The following is a 13,559-nucleotide window of genomic DNA, read 5'->3' on the forward strand; positions in this document are numbered from 1 at the left end:
TGTGACAATCGGTGGGTGACGAACGCATCGGCGGCGGACCGCCTGCGGGACGGGTTCGCGGCGCTGCGGCGGCCGACGGGTCCCTTGCCCCGGCCCACCAGACGTGACCTGATCCTCGACGGGGCCTTCGCCCTGTTCGCCGTGATCGCCGCGGTCAACTCCGGCCTGAGCGTCGGCATGGACCGCACGTACAAGATCGTCGATGGCACGGTGCGCCTGGTCGAGGGGTCCGGGAACTACGTCGGCGCGCTGGCGCCGATGCTTCTGTGCTCCCTGCCGCTGGCCCTGCGCCGCCGTTACCCGCTGGCCGTGCTCTGGGTGGTGATCGCCGCGGTGCTGATGGCGCCGGGCAGCGAAGCGCGGATGATCCTCTACGCCACGCTGGTCGCGACGTACTCCGCCGTCATGCACAGCCCGTACCGGATCCTGACCCTGGCGAGCGTCGCCGTGGCGCTGCTCGTCCTGAACGGCGCCAGGACGCCGGACGTGCCCACCATCCAGAATGAGTACGTGCCGCTGCTCATCCTGCTGCCGCTCACCATCGTCGCGGACGGCATGCGGCAGTGGCGGCTGCGTGCCGACGCGCGCCAGGAACGCATGGCGGCGCTGGAGCGCGAGCGGGCCGAGGAGTTGCGCCGCGCCGCCGAGCGCGAGCGGGCCCGGATCGCCCGCGAACTGCACGACGTGGTCACCCACAACGTCTCCATGATGGTCATCCAGGCCGGCGCCGCGCGGAAGGTCATGGACGCCGAGCCCGAGATGGCCCGCGAGGCACTCCTGGCCGTGGAAGCGGGCGGCCGCTCGGCCATGGCCGAGCTGCGGCACACCATGGGACTGCTCACCATGAACGCCGCCGACGATCCCTCCGATCCCGCTGTTCCTGCGGGCCGCACGGCGCCCGCCGAGGGGCTTGCCCCGCAACCCGGCCTGGACCAACTCGACGCGCTCGTCGGGCGGGTGCGCGAGGCGGGCCTGAGCGTCGAGATGACGGCGACCGGCACCCGCCGCCCGGTCTCCTCCGGCATCGGCCTCGCCGTCTACCGCGTGGTCCAGGAGGCGCTGACCAACACCACGAAGCACGCACGGGGCGCGACGGCGACCGTGACGCTCGCCTACGAGCCCGACGCCCTGCGCATAGACGTCACCGACACCGGCGGCACACCGGGTGCGGACGCTGCCGGCGGGGGTCATGGGCTGATGGGACTGCGGGAGAGAATCTCGGTCTACGGCGGAACACTCGACGCCGGACCGAGACCTGACGGCGGCTTCCGGATCGCCGCCACGATCCCCCTGGAGGCATTGTGACGCACCACCCGCTGCGTGTCGTGGTCGCCGACGACCAGGCGCTCGTCCGCACCGGCTTCCGCATGATCCTCAAGGCCGACGGCATCGACGTGGTCGCCGAGGCGGCTCACGGCGCCGAGGCGGTGGACGCCGTGCTCCGCACTCGCCCTGACGTGGTCCTCATGGACATCCGGATGCCCGAACTCGACGGTCTGGAGGCCACCCGCCGCATCCTGCGCGAGTTCCCTGACGCGGCCACGGCACCCCGTGTGATCATGCTGACCACCTTCGACCTCGACGACCTCGTCTACGAGGCGCTGTCGGCCGGCGCCAGCGGTTTCCTCCTCAAGGACGTCACCCCGGAACACCTCGTCGCCGCCGTCCGCCTCGTCCGCACCGGCGACGCACTCCTCGCCCCGGCCATCACCCGCCGCCTCGTCGAACGCCATGCCCGCCAGGCACCCGAGGCGGAGCCCACCGCGCCGCATCCCGGCCTGTCCGCCCTGACCCCGCGCGAACTCGACGTCCTGCGCCTGCTCGCCCAGGGCCTGAGCAACTCCGAACTCGCCGCCCGCCTCCACCTGTCCGAGACCACCGTCAAGACGCACGTCTCCCGCATCCTCGCCAAGCTCCAGCTCCGCGACCGTGTGCAGGCGGTGGTGACGGCCTACGAGACGGGACTGGTCTCGGCCGGACCGAGTCCTACGGGCGAGGCGCGCCAGGGCTGACAGGAGGGCGGTGTCACTGACGCGGTGTCCCCTGATCGTCCCGTGGCGGGATCGTCTCCCCCGGGACGACGCGGGGTGCCGGAGCATCGGTGCTCTGTCCGTCCTGCTCCTTCAAGGCCCTGGCCTCCGCCTTGAGGATGCGGGCCGACTTGCCCGCGCTGCGGGTGAGTTCGGGCAGTTTCTTCACGCCGACCACGATGGCGATCACGATCAGGATGACGGCTATCTCGCTGAGTCCGAACATGGTCAGTCCTCGCCGCCCTCGTCCTCGTCGTCCCCTTCGAAGAAGTCCCCGACCTCGTCGACGACCTCGGCGGCCACCATGCCCCCGACGACGCCGACCGCGAGTCCTGCCGCGCCCGCCGCGACGGTCGTGCCCATGCCGGGGCCGGAGCGGTGGCCGCTGTCGTGGTGGTGGTGATCGTCGTGGTGGCCGTAGCCGTGCCCGTGGCCGTAGTCCTGTCCGTATCCGGCGTGCGTGCCGTACGCCGAGCGGTGCTCGACGAGTTGGCGGACCCAGCCGTCGACGAGCGCGTTCCAGTCCTGGTGGTGGATGGCGTCGTGGCCGACGGTGAAGCGGGTGACCGCGTCGTGTCCGTCGGAGAAGAGGCCGCCGCGCTTGTCGGCCTCCAGGACCACCTCCATGCCGGCGGGGGTGGCGAGGAAGGTCAGTTCGATCTCATTGACCGCGTGGGCATACTGCGGGGCAGGTGCCAGCTCGATCTCTTGGTAGAAGGGGAGCTGCTGGCCGGTGCCGCCGATGTGGCCGTATTCGAGGTCGGCGGACTTGAAGCCGAAGCCGAGCTGCCCAAAGGCTTCGAGGATCGCCTCCTGTGCCGGCAGCGGGCCGACGGCCAGCTGGTCCAGGTCGCCCTTGTCCTTGGCGCCGGCCACCGACAGCTCGGTGCGCACGCCCAGGACGATGCCGAGCCCCTGCCCGTACAGCTCGGTGATCGGTGTCTCCCACGGCAGCGTCACCGTGAACGGCACGCTGTGCTCGGCGCCCGCCACCAGACGGAAGCCGCCGCCGACCACGAACCGGTCGAAGGTGACGGCGCCGTGGCTCTCGCCGTCCTCGTGCTCGGCCTCGACGCGTGCGACGAGTTCCAGCGTGATGTGCTCGATGTCGAAGTCGCCGGTTCCGCCCTTGAGGTGGACCTGGCCGGAGAGGGATCCGCCGGGCGCGCAGGCCCCGGGGGTGAGGACAGTGTCGACGGTCGGGCCGCCCACGCCGAGTGAGCCGAGCAGTCGCTTGAACACCATCGAGGCGTTCACTCCCTTTGTACGTACGAGGGTCATGAGGGTTACGCGGGTGGTGCCGGTGCCGGGAACATCCGTGCCGGCTTCCACGTTCTACAGTCGCGTAGAAGCATAAGGGTGGCGAGGTCGCCGCGGGTGCCGTCGCCGGTCCGGCGACGGGAACGTCCGAAAAGGATCGCTCCCGAGGTCTCGACACTCGCTTGACGAGCTTGTTTTGCTGTGCTTTTACCGTGGTGGTACGGGGTCCGTCCCCGCCGATAAACATCAGGATCACTCGATCCTCCGAACGAGAAGGAGCCACAGCCCGCGATGGGTGAGCCTCCCAGTAGCCGGCCTCGTGCCGCTGCACCCAGACCGCTCGACGTGACCGATCAGCGGGCGGAGGTGGAGTGGTGACCGAGGTCCTGCTGCTCGTTCTCGCGCTGCTTCTCACGCTCGCCTGTGCCCTGTTCGTGGCGGCCGAGTTCTCGCTGACCACCGTGGAACGTGCCGACCTGGAGCGTGCGGCGCAGGCGGGGGAGCGGGGTGCGGACGGCGCCCTGAAGGCGGTCCGCACTCTGACGTTCCAGCTGTCCGGGGCCCAGTTGGGCATCACCGTCACCTCTCTGGTGATCGGCATGCTTGCCGAGCCGTCGCTGGCCGCGCTGCTGCGCGGACCGCTGGAGGCGATCGGTCTCGGCGGCGCCGCCTCGTCGGTGGCGAGTGTGCTCGGTGTCGTCCTGTCCACGGTGATCCTCATGGTGGTCGGCGAGCTGGTGCCGAAGAACTGGGCGATCTCCCGCCCGGTGGCCGTGGCCAAGGTGGTGGCCGGTCCGCAGCGCGGGTTCACTGCCGCGTTCGGGCCGTTCATCCGGCACCTGAACAACACGGCGAACCGCTTCGTGCGCCGCTTCGGCCTGGAGCCCGCCGAGGAGCTGGCGTCCGCGCGCAGCCCGGAGGAGCTCGTTGCGCTCGCCCGGCACTCCGCCGCCGAAGGGGCGCTGGAGGCCGACTCGGCCGAATTGTTCGTGCGCACCCTGCACTTGAGCGAGCTGACCGCGGAGAACGTCATGACGCCCCGCGTCGATGTCCAGGCCCTGGAGGCGCACGCGACGGCCGTCGATGCCGCCAACCTCACCTATGTCACCGGGCTTTCGCGCTTCCCTGTTTACCGGGACAGCCTCGATGAGGTCGTCGGCACCGTCCACATTCGCGACGTCCTCGCGCTGCCCCCGGAGAGGCGACAGCTCACCCAGGTCACCGAGCTGGCCACCGCGCCCCTGCTGGTCCCCGACAGCCTTCCCGCCGACCGGCTCTTGGAGCGGCTGCGCGAGACCCGCACCATGGCCGTCGTCATCGACGAGTACGGCGGGACAGCGGGCGTGGCGACCGTCGAGGACATCGTGGAGGAGGTCGTCGGCGAGGTGCGTGACGAGCACGACCCGGTCGAGACGCCCGACCTGCAGCCCGCCCCGGCGGGCCCGGACGGGCGCGCCGCGTGGGAGGCCGACGGCGGTGTCCGCATCGACCAGCTCACCGCGATAGGGCTGACGGCGCCCGAAGGCCCGTACGAGACCGTGGCGGGACTCATCGCCACGTACCTGACACGCATCCCGATCCAGGGTGACAGCGTCGATCTGGATGGCTGGGAGCTGACCGTCCTGGACATCGAGCACCACCGCGCCGACCGCGTCCGCATCACCGAACCGGCGCCCGCCGCCGAGCCGGCCGAGTTGATGGAGGAGGCCCGATGACCGCCCTGCAACTCGCCATCGGCGTACTGACGCTGCTCACCAACGCCTTCTTCGTCGGCGCGGAGTTCTCCCTGATCTCTGTGCGCCGCAGCCAGATCGAACCGCGTGCCCAGGAGGGCAGCAAGCGGGCCCGCTCCACGCTGTGGGCCCTGGAACACATCAGCGCCATGCTGGCCACCGCCCAACTGGGCATCACGGTCTCGTCGTTGGTGCTCGGCGCCGTCGCCGAACCCGCCATCGCCCATCTGCTGGAGCCTGGCTTCGAGGCGGCACACGTGCCGCACGCCCTGGTCCACCCGATCTCCTTCGTGATCGCCCTGACCGCGGCGACGTACGCCCACATGCTGCTCGGCGAGATGGTGCCCAAGAACATCGCGCTCGCCGCGCCCGTGCGCACCGCCCTGCTGCTCGGCCCGCTCTTGGTCGCCCTCACCCGCGCCCTCAAGCCGGTGATCTTCGGCATCAACGCCTTCGCCAACACACTGCTGAGGTCGCTGCGCGTCGAGCCGAAGGACGAGGTCGAGTCCGTCTTCACTGATGACCAACTCGCCCGCATGGTGCTCGACTCCAGCGAGGCGGGCCTCCTCTCGCCCGCCGACGGTGAACGGCTGCGAGACGCCCTGGAGCTGGGCACCCGCCCGGTCGGCGAGATCGTGGTGCCCGCGCAGAAGATGCGTACGGTCACGGACGCCACCACCCCCGCCGAACTGGAACGGGCCGCCGCCGACGCCGGGTTCTCCCGCTTCCCGGTCACCGGCGCGGACGGGGAGCTGCTCGGCTATCTCCACATCAAGGACACCCTCGGCATCGCCGACCGTGACCTGCCCTTCCCCCGCACGGGCCTGCACCCGCTCACCCGGGTCCGCCTCGACACCCCGCTCGACGACACCCTCACCGCGCTACGCGCGCAGGGCAGTCACCTCGCCGCGGTCACCGGCGACAAGGGGACGGTGATCGGATTCGTGACGATGGAGGACGTGTTGACCGAACTCGTGGGGCCCGCCGCACCGGCCACGATCGGGTGAGCGGTAAGTGGGGCGGAACTCTGGGCGTCTGCCGTAAATTTCTACATTGCTGTAGAAGTTGAAGCTCGGTAGGACACCTCAACCGTAGGAGTACGCGTGGCCCTGTGGGACCGCATCAAGGAATCCGCGTCGACGATGCAGACGCAGCTCGTGGCGAAGAAGAACGACCTCAAGTCCGGTGCGTTCCGCGATGCTTCGATGGCGATGTGCGCGCTGGTCGCCGCGGCCGACGGCACGATCGATCCGTCCGAGCGGCGTCGCGTGGCGGAGCTCATCACGAGCAACGAGGTACTGCAGAACTTCGACGCCGCCGACCTCCAGCGGCGCTTCGACGACAACCTGAACAAGCTCACCGCCGACTTCGACTTCGGCAAGGTCAGCGTGTTGCAGGAGGTCGCCAAGGCGAAGAAGAAGGAGGCCGAGGCGCGCGCCGTGATCCAGATCGGCATCGTCATCGGTGGCGCGGACGGCGACTTCGACAAGACGGAGCAGGGCGTCGTGCGCGAGGCGTGCCAGATGCTGGGGCTGCCGCCGCAGGAGTTCGACCTGTAGTCCTCCGGGCCGGCCGGGCCCAGGGCGGCGGGCGCTGCCGCCTTGGGCCTGGTCACATCGGCGTCGCCGCGTGGAGGACGGTCGCCAGGGTCAGCGCGGAGTTCGCCGAGGCCATGGCGGAGGCCGCCGTTCCGGCTCCGGCCGTCCACGTGGCGAGTCCCACGGTGGTGAACACCCTCGGTCGTACGGATGCACGTGGCGGCCCCGCGAGCAGCGCCGCCACCCGGCGGGGTACGGGGCCCGGCGCGGCGAGGGAGGCGAAGACCGGCTCGCGCACCGCGCCACCGGACAGCGCCACCGTGCCGATGGCCCGTGCGACCGTCCTGCGGTCTCCCACCCGCGTAGCGGCCTCCTCGTCGGCCCACCGCTCCGCCGTATAGGCCACGGCCGAACTCAGCGGACGCAGAAACGGGTTGGCGCGAGCGGCGAGACGCACCGCGAGCAGATGGCGGTGGTGTCGGGCCGTCAGGTGACTGCGCTCGTGCGCGAACACCGCCCGCCGCTCGGCGGAGCGTAGCCGGTCGAGCAGCGCGGTGCTGACGACGACCCGTCCGCGTGTCGACCGGCTACCGGGCAGGGCATACGCGTACGGCTGGGCGTCGGGCAGCACCACGACCTCGGTGTCCGGCAGGCCGGCGAGTGCCTCGTGAGCGCGGCGGCGCAGTGCGAAGTGCCGCCACAGCGTGCGCCCGCACGCGGCGACGACGGCGGCCAGCGCCGGGATGGCCGCCTTGCCGGCGATCTGGTCCTGCGGCACGGCGGCCCGCACCTCGGGGTCCGACCAGCCGTCCGGCAGGGGATTGCCCGGCAGTTGAGCCGTGCCGACCACCATCAGGAGTGTCAGGCACAGCGTGCTGCAGACCGCCATCACGGCGGCCACGCAGGTCAGGAGCCGGGTCGCGGTGCGAGGAGGGAGCCGGTGGGTGGCGAGCCGGGCCACCGGCCACGCCGTTAACGGCAGGACGAGCGGCAGGAAGACGAAGACGCCCACGGGCTCAGACCGCGCCTTCCCCGTCGGCCTTGTCGGCGTGGTCCTCTTCGTCGACGCGACGCAGCAGGTCGCGCAGCACCTGCTCGTCGCCCTCGGGCAGGGACGTGAGGAAGCTGGCCAGCACCGCTTCCCGGTCCGGCTCGGCGTCCAGCACCTTGCGCATCTTCAGGGCGGCGAGCCCGGCCTCGTCGGACGTGGGTGTCCACAAGAACGACCGGCCCTCCCGTCGGCGGGCGACCGCATCCTTGGCGTGCAGCCGGGCCAGGATCGTCATCACCGTGGTGTACGCGAGATCGCCGCCGACCCGGTCGCGCACCCACCCCGCGGTCGCCGGGGCATCGGCCGCGTGCAACGCGGCCAGGACTTGTGTCTCCAGCTCGCCTTGGGCGCGTCGCTGGGGCCGACGGTCTGAGTCCGGCACGCTGCTCCTCCTGGTCGCCGCGGTGGCTGGGTGTGCTCATCATCGTGGCTCATGAGCCTGGATTTCCCCAGCGCCGCCAATCTTCTACATCAATGTAGATTCAAGGGTGGGGAGCCGACAGGCCTACGCACGTCGACTGCGGTTGCCCCTCTTCTCTGTTTCGACTTGCGGCTGGGGGCGGGAGTGCGGGGACGTCAAGGTGGATTCATGCGGGCGGAGCGGGTGTCGGTCTTCGGCGAGTTGCTGGAACAGGCGCTGGCCGCGCCGGAGTTCGCAGCCGTGTCGGGGGAGCGCCGGGAGCGTCTGCACGAAGACGCCCTGAGGGAGCGCGAGTTGATTGCCTCGCGGGCCGCAGCCGAGTACGCCGAATACATCCGTGCCCGTGGTCCGGTCCGTGGTCCGGTCCGTGGTCCGGCCGGTGGGTCGGCCTCCTCTCGTGCGCGGGACGCATCGTGTGCGTCGTCGCCGAGGCGGCCCGGCATCGCGCGGCCCCGGGTGCGGCAGATGTTCCGGCCCGGGGCGGTGCCCGGGGTTCGAGAGGCGATGTGGCGCGGGCCCGCGAGGTGTGGCGTGCGGCGCTGATGGACCGTGGGGTCCTGCCCTTTCTGCGGGCCCGTCTGTGGGAACGCGGTTGTCAGTCCCGCGAGTTGCCGAACAGGAGTCGGTAGCCGATGAGCAGGACGAGCGAGCCGCCGATCGCCGCGCCCCACGTGGGGAGGTCGAAGAAGTCCTTCTTGATGGGTCGGTCGAGAAAGCGGGCCGACAGCCAGCCGCCCACGAACGCGCCCGCGACGCCTATCAAGGTGGTGCCGATCAGTCCACCCGGATCACGGCCGGGCAGCAGGACCTTGGCGATGACTCCGGCGATGAGGCCCAGGATGATCCAGCTGACGATTCCCATGTCGTACGTCTCTCCGCTCGTGCTCATGTGTTGCTTGGTTGCGCAACTCTATAGTTGTGAGGGGCGACGGCTTTGAGGCGCGGGCGTCGGTTGCATGAAGAGCCCGGCGCAGGCTGTGTGCCTACTGCCGACTTGTCGACGAGACCACCGGGCAGGGGCTCGCCCGCTGCACGCTCACGGGCGGCGGCAGCCAAACGGGCCAGTTCATGGCGAAGGTTCAACGTGCCGACGAAGGCCGGGAGTTGGCGGCGGTCGGTGAGCCCGCCGTCGGGCGCACGGTCCAGGACCTGGTGCCCGACGGCGGCCGCCACCTGTGAGTGGCCCTTACACCTGTGACCCGCGTCATGCTAGGACGTGTTCGGTTTACGGGCTGTCCATGAGGTGGATACGGTGCGGAGAATGTTCGGCAGCTACTCCACTCCCGTAAACACTGTGAGACGAGAATTTCGACTTGCGGGTTCCATCGCGTTGAAGCGAACGGAGGGGTGGGTGTGAGCGAGTCATCGTCGGCATCGATGGCACATCAGACGGCTGCCCCGTCCGTCCAGCGCCCTGCGGCAGCCGAACGGCAGGCGCCTTCGGGCAAGCCCGGCAAGGCGCGGGACGCGTTCTTCGACAACGCCAAGTATCTGGCGATCGTCCTGGTCGCGATGGGCCACTCTTGGGAGCCGCTGCGCGGCGACAGTCGAGCGGCCTCCGCCCTCTACGTCACGGTGTACGCCTTCCACATGCCGGCGTTCATCGTGATCTCCGGCTACTTCTCGCGCTCGTTCGACGCGAGCCCCGGCCGACTGAAGCGGCTGATCACGGGTGTGGCGGTGCCGTATGTGGTGTTCGAGGTCGTCTACACGCTCTTCAAGCGTTACGCCGGTGACGATCCGGGCTACGACTTCAGCCTCCTCGATCCCTGGTACCTGACCTGGTTCCTGATCGCCCTCTTCATCTGGCGGCTTACCACACCGCTGTGGAAGGTGATTCGCTGGCCACTGCCGTTGGCGCTCGCCATCGCGGCACTGGCCGCGGTCTCTCCGGACATCGGCGACGACCTGGACCTGCAGCGCGTTCTGCAGTTCCTGCCGTTCTTCGTGCTGGGCCTGTGCCTGAAGCCGGAACACTTCCACCTGGTGCGCCGTAAGAATGCGCGGATCCTGGCGGTGCCGGTGTTCGCGAGCGCGCTGCTGTTCGCGTACTGGGCGGCACCGCGGATGAACGCCGCCTGGTTCTACCGGCGCGACAGCGCCCAGGAGCTGGGTGCGCCCGGCTGGAGCGGCGCCGTGATGACGCTCGCCATGTTCGGCTGCTCGGTGATCCTCGTCGCGTGCTTCTTCGCGTGGGTGCCGGGCCGCAAGCTGTGGTTCACGGCGCTCGGCGCCGGCACGCTGTACGGCTACCTCTTGCACGGCTTCCTCGCCAAGGGTTCCCGCTTCTGGGACTGGTACGAGGTGGACTGGGTGCACACACCGTGGGGTGAGGTCGCGGTGACACTGATCGCGATGTCCGTCATCACCGTGCTCTGTACGCCACCAGTGCAGCGCGCCTTCCGGTTCGTGATGGAACCGAAAATGGAGTGGGCGTTCAAGCCCTCTCCGAGGGGCGACGTCGGAAAGCAGCGTAGAGCGGGATGAAGTCCCGGACCGGACGTCCTGTCGTCCTCGAGTGCACTCCCGCCGACGCCGGCGCGGACCGTCGACTCATCCAAGCCCTGGACGCCGACGGGCACAGTGTGGGGCGACTGGACTTTCAGGTCTGCCGTCCCTGCGGCCGCGGGCACATAACGAACATCGCCGTCGAGCGGCAGGGCGAGGGGATAGGGCGGGAGGTCGTGCACCTGGCGCTTGCCTCGTATCCGGATGCATATGAATACGGTTGGTCGACCTCGCGCCAGTCACGCCAGGGACGCGCCTTCTTCCTGGCCATGGCGGAGGAGACTGGAGTCGCCTTCCTGCCGAGAGCGGGCCGCTGTACGCACATGGGGCGCACTCGATCGCGCGTGGGCCTGCTGCGTCTGGTGTCTCCCGGAGCCGAGTGGCGCGTGGTATGCCCGCAACGGACTGATCAGGAACACCGGGGCGAGAGTGGCCGTTGTTCCGGTTAAGGTAAAGGGAAAGTAAAGCGCGAAGGAGCTGCCAGGTGTCCGCCAGATCGACGGACTCTGCGGGGCACAGGCCCCGGCCATCCCGCCGAGCACAGCGCTTCGTGAGCGTGAGCACGGCAGCGAGTGAGCGGGGTGGTGCGGCGTGCTGAGTGCCGTGCTCGGCTTGCTCGCGGTCCTCGTGCTGACCGCCGGCACCGGATATTTCGTCGCCCAGGAGTTCGCCTACGTTGCCGCCGACCGGCTCGCCCTCGCACGCGAGGCGGAGGCGGGCGACAAGAAGGCCGCCAAGGCGCTGACGGTCCTGGAGCGACTCTCCTTCATGCTGTCGGGTGCCCAGCTCGGCATCACGGTGACCGGCCTGGTCGTCGGCTTCCTCGCCGAACCCTCCGTTTCCGCCCTCCTCAAGCCCGCCCTGTCCGGCCTCGGTATCCCGGACGCCGCGGTCACCGGCATCTCGGTGGTCCTGGCCTTCGTGGTCGCCACGGTCGTACAGATGGTCCTGGGCGAGCTGGCACCGAAGAACCTCGCGCTCGCCGTCCCGGAGCGCCTCGCGAAGTCGCTGGCCGGCTCCACCGTCGTGTATCTGAAGATCGTCGGCCCCGTCGTCCACCTCTTCGACAGCGCCGCGAACAAGCTGCTGCGCAAGGTCGGCATCGAGCCGGTCGAGGAGCTGCACCACGGCGCCACCCTGGAGGAACTCAGCCACCTCATCGGCGAATCCCATGAGCAGGGCGAACTGCCCCGCGAGGCCGCCGAACTCCTTGACCACGCACTCGCCTTCAACGAGCGCACGCTCGGCGAGGTCATGGTCCCGCGCGCGGACGCCGTCTTCGTCCGCAAGGACGCGACCGCCACCGAGGCCGTCGACCTGATCGCCAAGCACGGTCACTCCACCTACCCGGTCATGGGCGACCACCCCGACGACGTCGCCGGCGTCCTCGGCGTACGCGAACTGACCCGATTGCCGCAGGCCGCGTACGAGACGACCACCGCCGCCACGCTCGCCCGCCGGCCTCTCCTCCTGCCCGACACCCTCCAGCTCCCCGCCGCGGTCGACCGGATGCGCGCGGCCGACGACGAGTTCGCCGTCGTCCTCGACGAGCACGGTGGGCTCGCGGGCATCGTCACGTACGAGGACATCGCCGAAGAGCTCGTCGGCGACATCGCCGACGAGACCGACCAGGAACTCCGGCTCGCCGCCCCGGACGCGGACGGCGCGGGCTGGCTCGTGGACGCCGGTCGCCGCCTGGACGAGATCGCCGAGGCCACCGGCATCGACCTGCCTGGGGAAGCCGACTACGACACCGCGGCCGGCCTCATCGTGGACCGCCTCGGCCGCTTCCCCGCGATCGGCGACCACCTCACGGTCTACCTGGCCGACGGCGACCGCGCCGTCATCGAGGTGCGCACCCTCGACCGCCACGTCCCCGAACTGATCCACCTGGCCCGCAGACCCGCCGCCACCGACCGGGAGCCGCAGTCATGAGCCTCCCCATGGCCCTGTTCATCACGGTCCTGCTCCTCATCGGCAGCGGCTTCTTCGTCGCCGCCGAGTTCGCCCTCGTAGCCGCCAAACGGCATCGGATGGAAAAGGCCGTCGAGGCCGGACAGCGCGGCGCCAAGGCGGCCCTCGCCGGCATGCGGGAACTCTCGCTCATGCTCGCCGGCGCCCAACTCGGCATCACCCTGTGCACCTTGGGGCTCGGCGCCATCTCCAAGCCCGCCATCTCGCACGAACTGGACCCGCTGCTGCACGGCTGGGGGCTGCCCTCCGGCCTCAGCTACGGCATCTCGTTCGCCTTCGCGATGATCGTGGTGGTGTTCCTGCACATGGTCGTCGGCGAGATGGCCCCCAAGTCGTGGGCGATCGCGCACCCGGAGCGCTCGGCGATGCTCCTGGCGCCGCCGTTCCGCGCGGTGGTCAAGGCGGTGCGCCCGCTGATCTGGCTGCTGAACAAAGTCAGCAACGCGCTGGTGCGCATGTGCAAGGTCACCCCGCGCGACGAACTCACCGAGGTCCACAACCGCGAGCAACTCACCCACCTGGTAACCGAATCCGAGCGCCTCGGCCTGATCAGCAAGGACGACTCCGAGCTGATCACCAGCTCCCTCGTGGAGCCATTGATGCCCGTCGGCGAGCTACAGATCCCAGTGCACCGGATCATCTCGGTGTCGGCCGACGCGGACACGGACACGATCCTGGCCGCGGCCGCGGCCGCCGCCCGCGACCGCAACCGCCTCCTGGTGCGCGACGACGCCCTGGTCGTCGGCTCGGTCCACGCCCGCGACGCGCTGATCTCCCGGGCCCGAGGCCGAACGGCAACCGCCCGGGAACTCGCCCGTCCTGTACCGGAGTTGAGCGAAACAGACACGGTCGGCCACACCATCGAGGAACTGCGCCGGCGCCGCGCCTCGCTGGCCGTCGTCTGCGACGACACCGGCCGCCTGACGGGCCTCGTCGTCCTGGACGACCTGCTGGCCCGACTGACCCACCCGCGGACAGCGTAGGCGGGGGAGTCTCGGACGGCTGCGAGGCTCCTGACCGGCCCGTTCGCTCGCTACGTGCCCC

13 protein-coding genes and 1 pseudogene are annotated in these 13,559 nt (G+C 70.0%); 9 read left to right on the plus strand and 5 right to left on the minus strand.

Annotation, left to right across the window (positions count from 1 at the left end; translation table 11 throughout):
- The first annotated feature begins 15 nt into the window (after positions 1-15).
- Positions 16-1,305, plus strand: coding sequence for a sensor histidine kinase (locus tag OG746_RS36170; protein ID WP_266722483.1), 1,290 nt, complete (start codon positions 16-18; stop codon positions 1,303-1,305).
- Entirely contained in the window at positions 1,302-2,012 is a 711-nt protein-coding gene (locus OG746_RS36175; RefSeq protein ID WP_266722485.1) for a response regulator, read from the plus strand. Before OG746_RS36170 ends, OG746_RS36175 begins: the two co-directional genes overlap by 4 nt.
- A gap of 13 nt (positions 2,013-2,025) precedes the next feature.
- On the opposite strand, the gene OG746_RS36180 is transcribed toward OG746_RS36175, so the two are convergent.
- Together OG746_RS36180 and OG746_RS36185 are read right to left on the minus strand one after the other, a co-directional pair.
- The gene (locus tag OG746_RS36180; RefSeq protein WP_266722487.1) at positions 2,026-2,256 is read right to left on the minus strand and encodes a twin-arginine translocase TatA/TatE family subunit; all 231 of its coding nucleotides are present in this window, start codon (positions 2,254-2,256) and stop codon (positions 2,026-2,028) included.
- Between the two features lie 2 nt (positions 2,257-2,258).
- On the minus strand, positions 2,259-3,275 hold the full coding sequence (locus OG746_RS36185) for a sporulation protein (RefSeq protein WP_266722489.1): 1,017 nt from the start codon (positions 3,273-3,275) through the stop codon (positions 2,259-2,261).
- A 389-nt stretch (positions 3,276-3,664) separates the two neighbouring features.
- On the opposite strand from OG746_RS36185, the gene OG746_RS36190 reads away from it, so the two are divergent.
- The 3 genes from OG746_RS36190 to OG746_RS36200 all read left to right on the plus strand — a co-directional run bounded on the left by OG746_RS36190 (position 3,665) and on the right by OG746_RS36200 (position 6,582).
- Positions 3,665-5,005: a hemolysin family protein gene (locus OG746_RS36190; RefSeq protein ID WP_266722491.1), complete on the plus strand. Its 1,341-nt coding sequence runs from the start codon at positions 3,665-3,667 to the stop codon at positions 5,003-5,005.
- The gene (locus OG746_RS36195; protein WP_266722493.1) at positions 5,002-6,030 is read left to right on the plus strand and encodes a hemolysin family protein; all 1,029 of its coding nucleotides are present in this window, start codon (positions 5,002-5,004) and stop codon (positions 6,028-6,030) included. The genes OG746_RS36190 and OG746_RS36195 overlap by 4 nt, the downstream gene beginning before the upstream one ends.
- Positions 6,031-6,126: 96 nt before the next feature.
- Complete coding sequence (locus tag OG746_RS36200) at positions 6,127-6,582, plus strand: tellurite resistance TerB family protein (RefSeq protein ID WP_266722495.1); 456 nt, start codon at positions 6,127-6,129, stop codon at positions 6,580-6,582.
- Positions 6,583-6,634: 52 nt separating this feature from the next.
- On the opposite strand, the gene OG746_RS36205 is transcribed toward OG746_RS36200, so the two are convergent.
- The 3 genes from OG746_RS36205 to OG746_RS36215 all read right to left on the minus strand — a co-directional run bounded on the left by OG746_RS36205 (position 6,635) and on the right by OG746_RS36215 (position 8,895).
- Positions 6,635-7,573, minus strand: a complete 939-nt coding sequence (locus OG746_RS36205; RefSeq protein WP_266722497.1) for a M56 family metallopeptidase — start codon at positions 7,571-7,573, stop codon at positions 6,635-6,637.
- A gap of 4 nt (positions 7,574-7,577) precedes the next feature.
- Positions 7,578-7,994 (minus strand): BlaI/MecI/CopY family transcriptional regulator, encoded by a 417-nt coding sequence (locus OG746_RS36210; RefSeq protein WP_266722499.1) that lies wholly within the window; start codon positions 7,992-7,994, stop codon positions 7,578-7,580.
- A gap of 634 nt (positions 7,995-8,628) precedes the next feature.
- Positions 8,629-8,895, minus strand: coding sequence for a GlsB/YeaQ/YmgE family stress response membrane protein (locus OG746_RS36215; RefSeq protein ID WP_266725644.1), 267 nt, complete (start codon positions 8,893-8,895; stop codon positions 8,629-8,631).
- Between the two features lie 119 nt (positions 8,896-9,014).
- Between OG746_RS36215 and OG746_RS36220 the strand changes: the two are divergent.
- The 4 genes and pseudogenes from OG746_RS36220 to OG746_RS36235 all read left to right on the plus strand — a co-directional run.
- A pseudogene (locus OG746_RS36220) lies at positions 9,015-9,212 on the plus strand (TerD family protein); the annotation flags it as partial.
- Between the two features lie 198 nt (positions 9,213-9,410).
- The gene (locus OG746_RS36225) at positions 9,411-10,520 is read left to right on the plus strand and encodes an acyltransferase family protein (protein ID WP_266722500.1); all 1,110 of its coding nucleotides are present in this window, start codon (positions 9,411-9,413) and stop codon (positions 10,518-10,520) included.
- 615 nt (positions 10,521-11,135) lie between these two features.
- Entirely contained in the window at positions 11,136-12,476 is a 1,341-nt protein-coding gene (locus OG746_RS36230; RefSeq protein ID WP_266725646.1) for a hemolysin family protein, read from the plus strand.
- Positions 12,473-13,498 carry a hemolysin family protein gene (locus OG746_RS36235; protein ID WP_266722501.1) on the plus strand — a complete coding sequence of 342 codons (1,026 nt, stop codon included), beginning with the start codon at positions 12,473-12,475 and terminating at the stop codon, positions 13,496-13,498. Before OG746_RS36230 ends, OG746_RS36235 begins: the two co-directional genes overlap by 4 nt.
- Positions 13,499-13,559: the final 61 nt, after the last annotated feature.

It is taken from the genome of Streptomyces sp. NBC_01016, assembly GCF_026341035.1.
GTDB lineage: Bacteria > Actinomycetota > Actinomycetes > Streptomycetales > Streptomycetaceae > Streptomyces.

What these genes read in the sequence shown, in the direction of transcription:
- OG746_RS36180 (WP_266722487.1), bottom strand. Translation starts at nt 2,256, where the DNA reads ATGTTCGGACTCAGCGAGATAGCCGTCATCCTGATCGTGATCGCCATC.
- OG746_RS36185 (WP_266722489.1), bottom strand. Translation starts at nt 3,275, where the DNA reads ATGGTGTTCAAGCGACTGCTCGGCTCACTCGGCGTGGGCGGCCCGACC.
- OG746_RS36195 (WP_266722493.1), top strand. Translation starts at nt 5,002, where the DNA reads ATGACCGCCCTGCAACTCGCCATCGGCGTACTGACGCTGCTCACCAAC.
- OG746_RS36215 (WP_266725644.1), bottom strand. Translation starts at nt 8,895, where the DNA reads ATGGGAATCGTCAGCTGGATCATCCTGGGCCTCATCGCCGGAGTCATC.
- OG746_RS36225 (WP_266722500.1), top strand. Translation starts at nt 9,411, where the DNA reads ATGGCACATCAGACGGCTGCCCCGTCCGTCCAGCGCCCTGCGGCAGCC.
- OG746_RS36235 (WP_266722501.1), top strand. Translation starts at nt 12,473, where the DNA reads ATGAGCCTCCCCATGGCCCTGTTCATCACGGTCCTGCTCCTCATCGGC.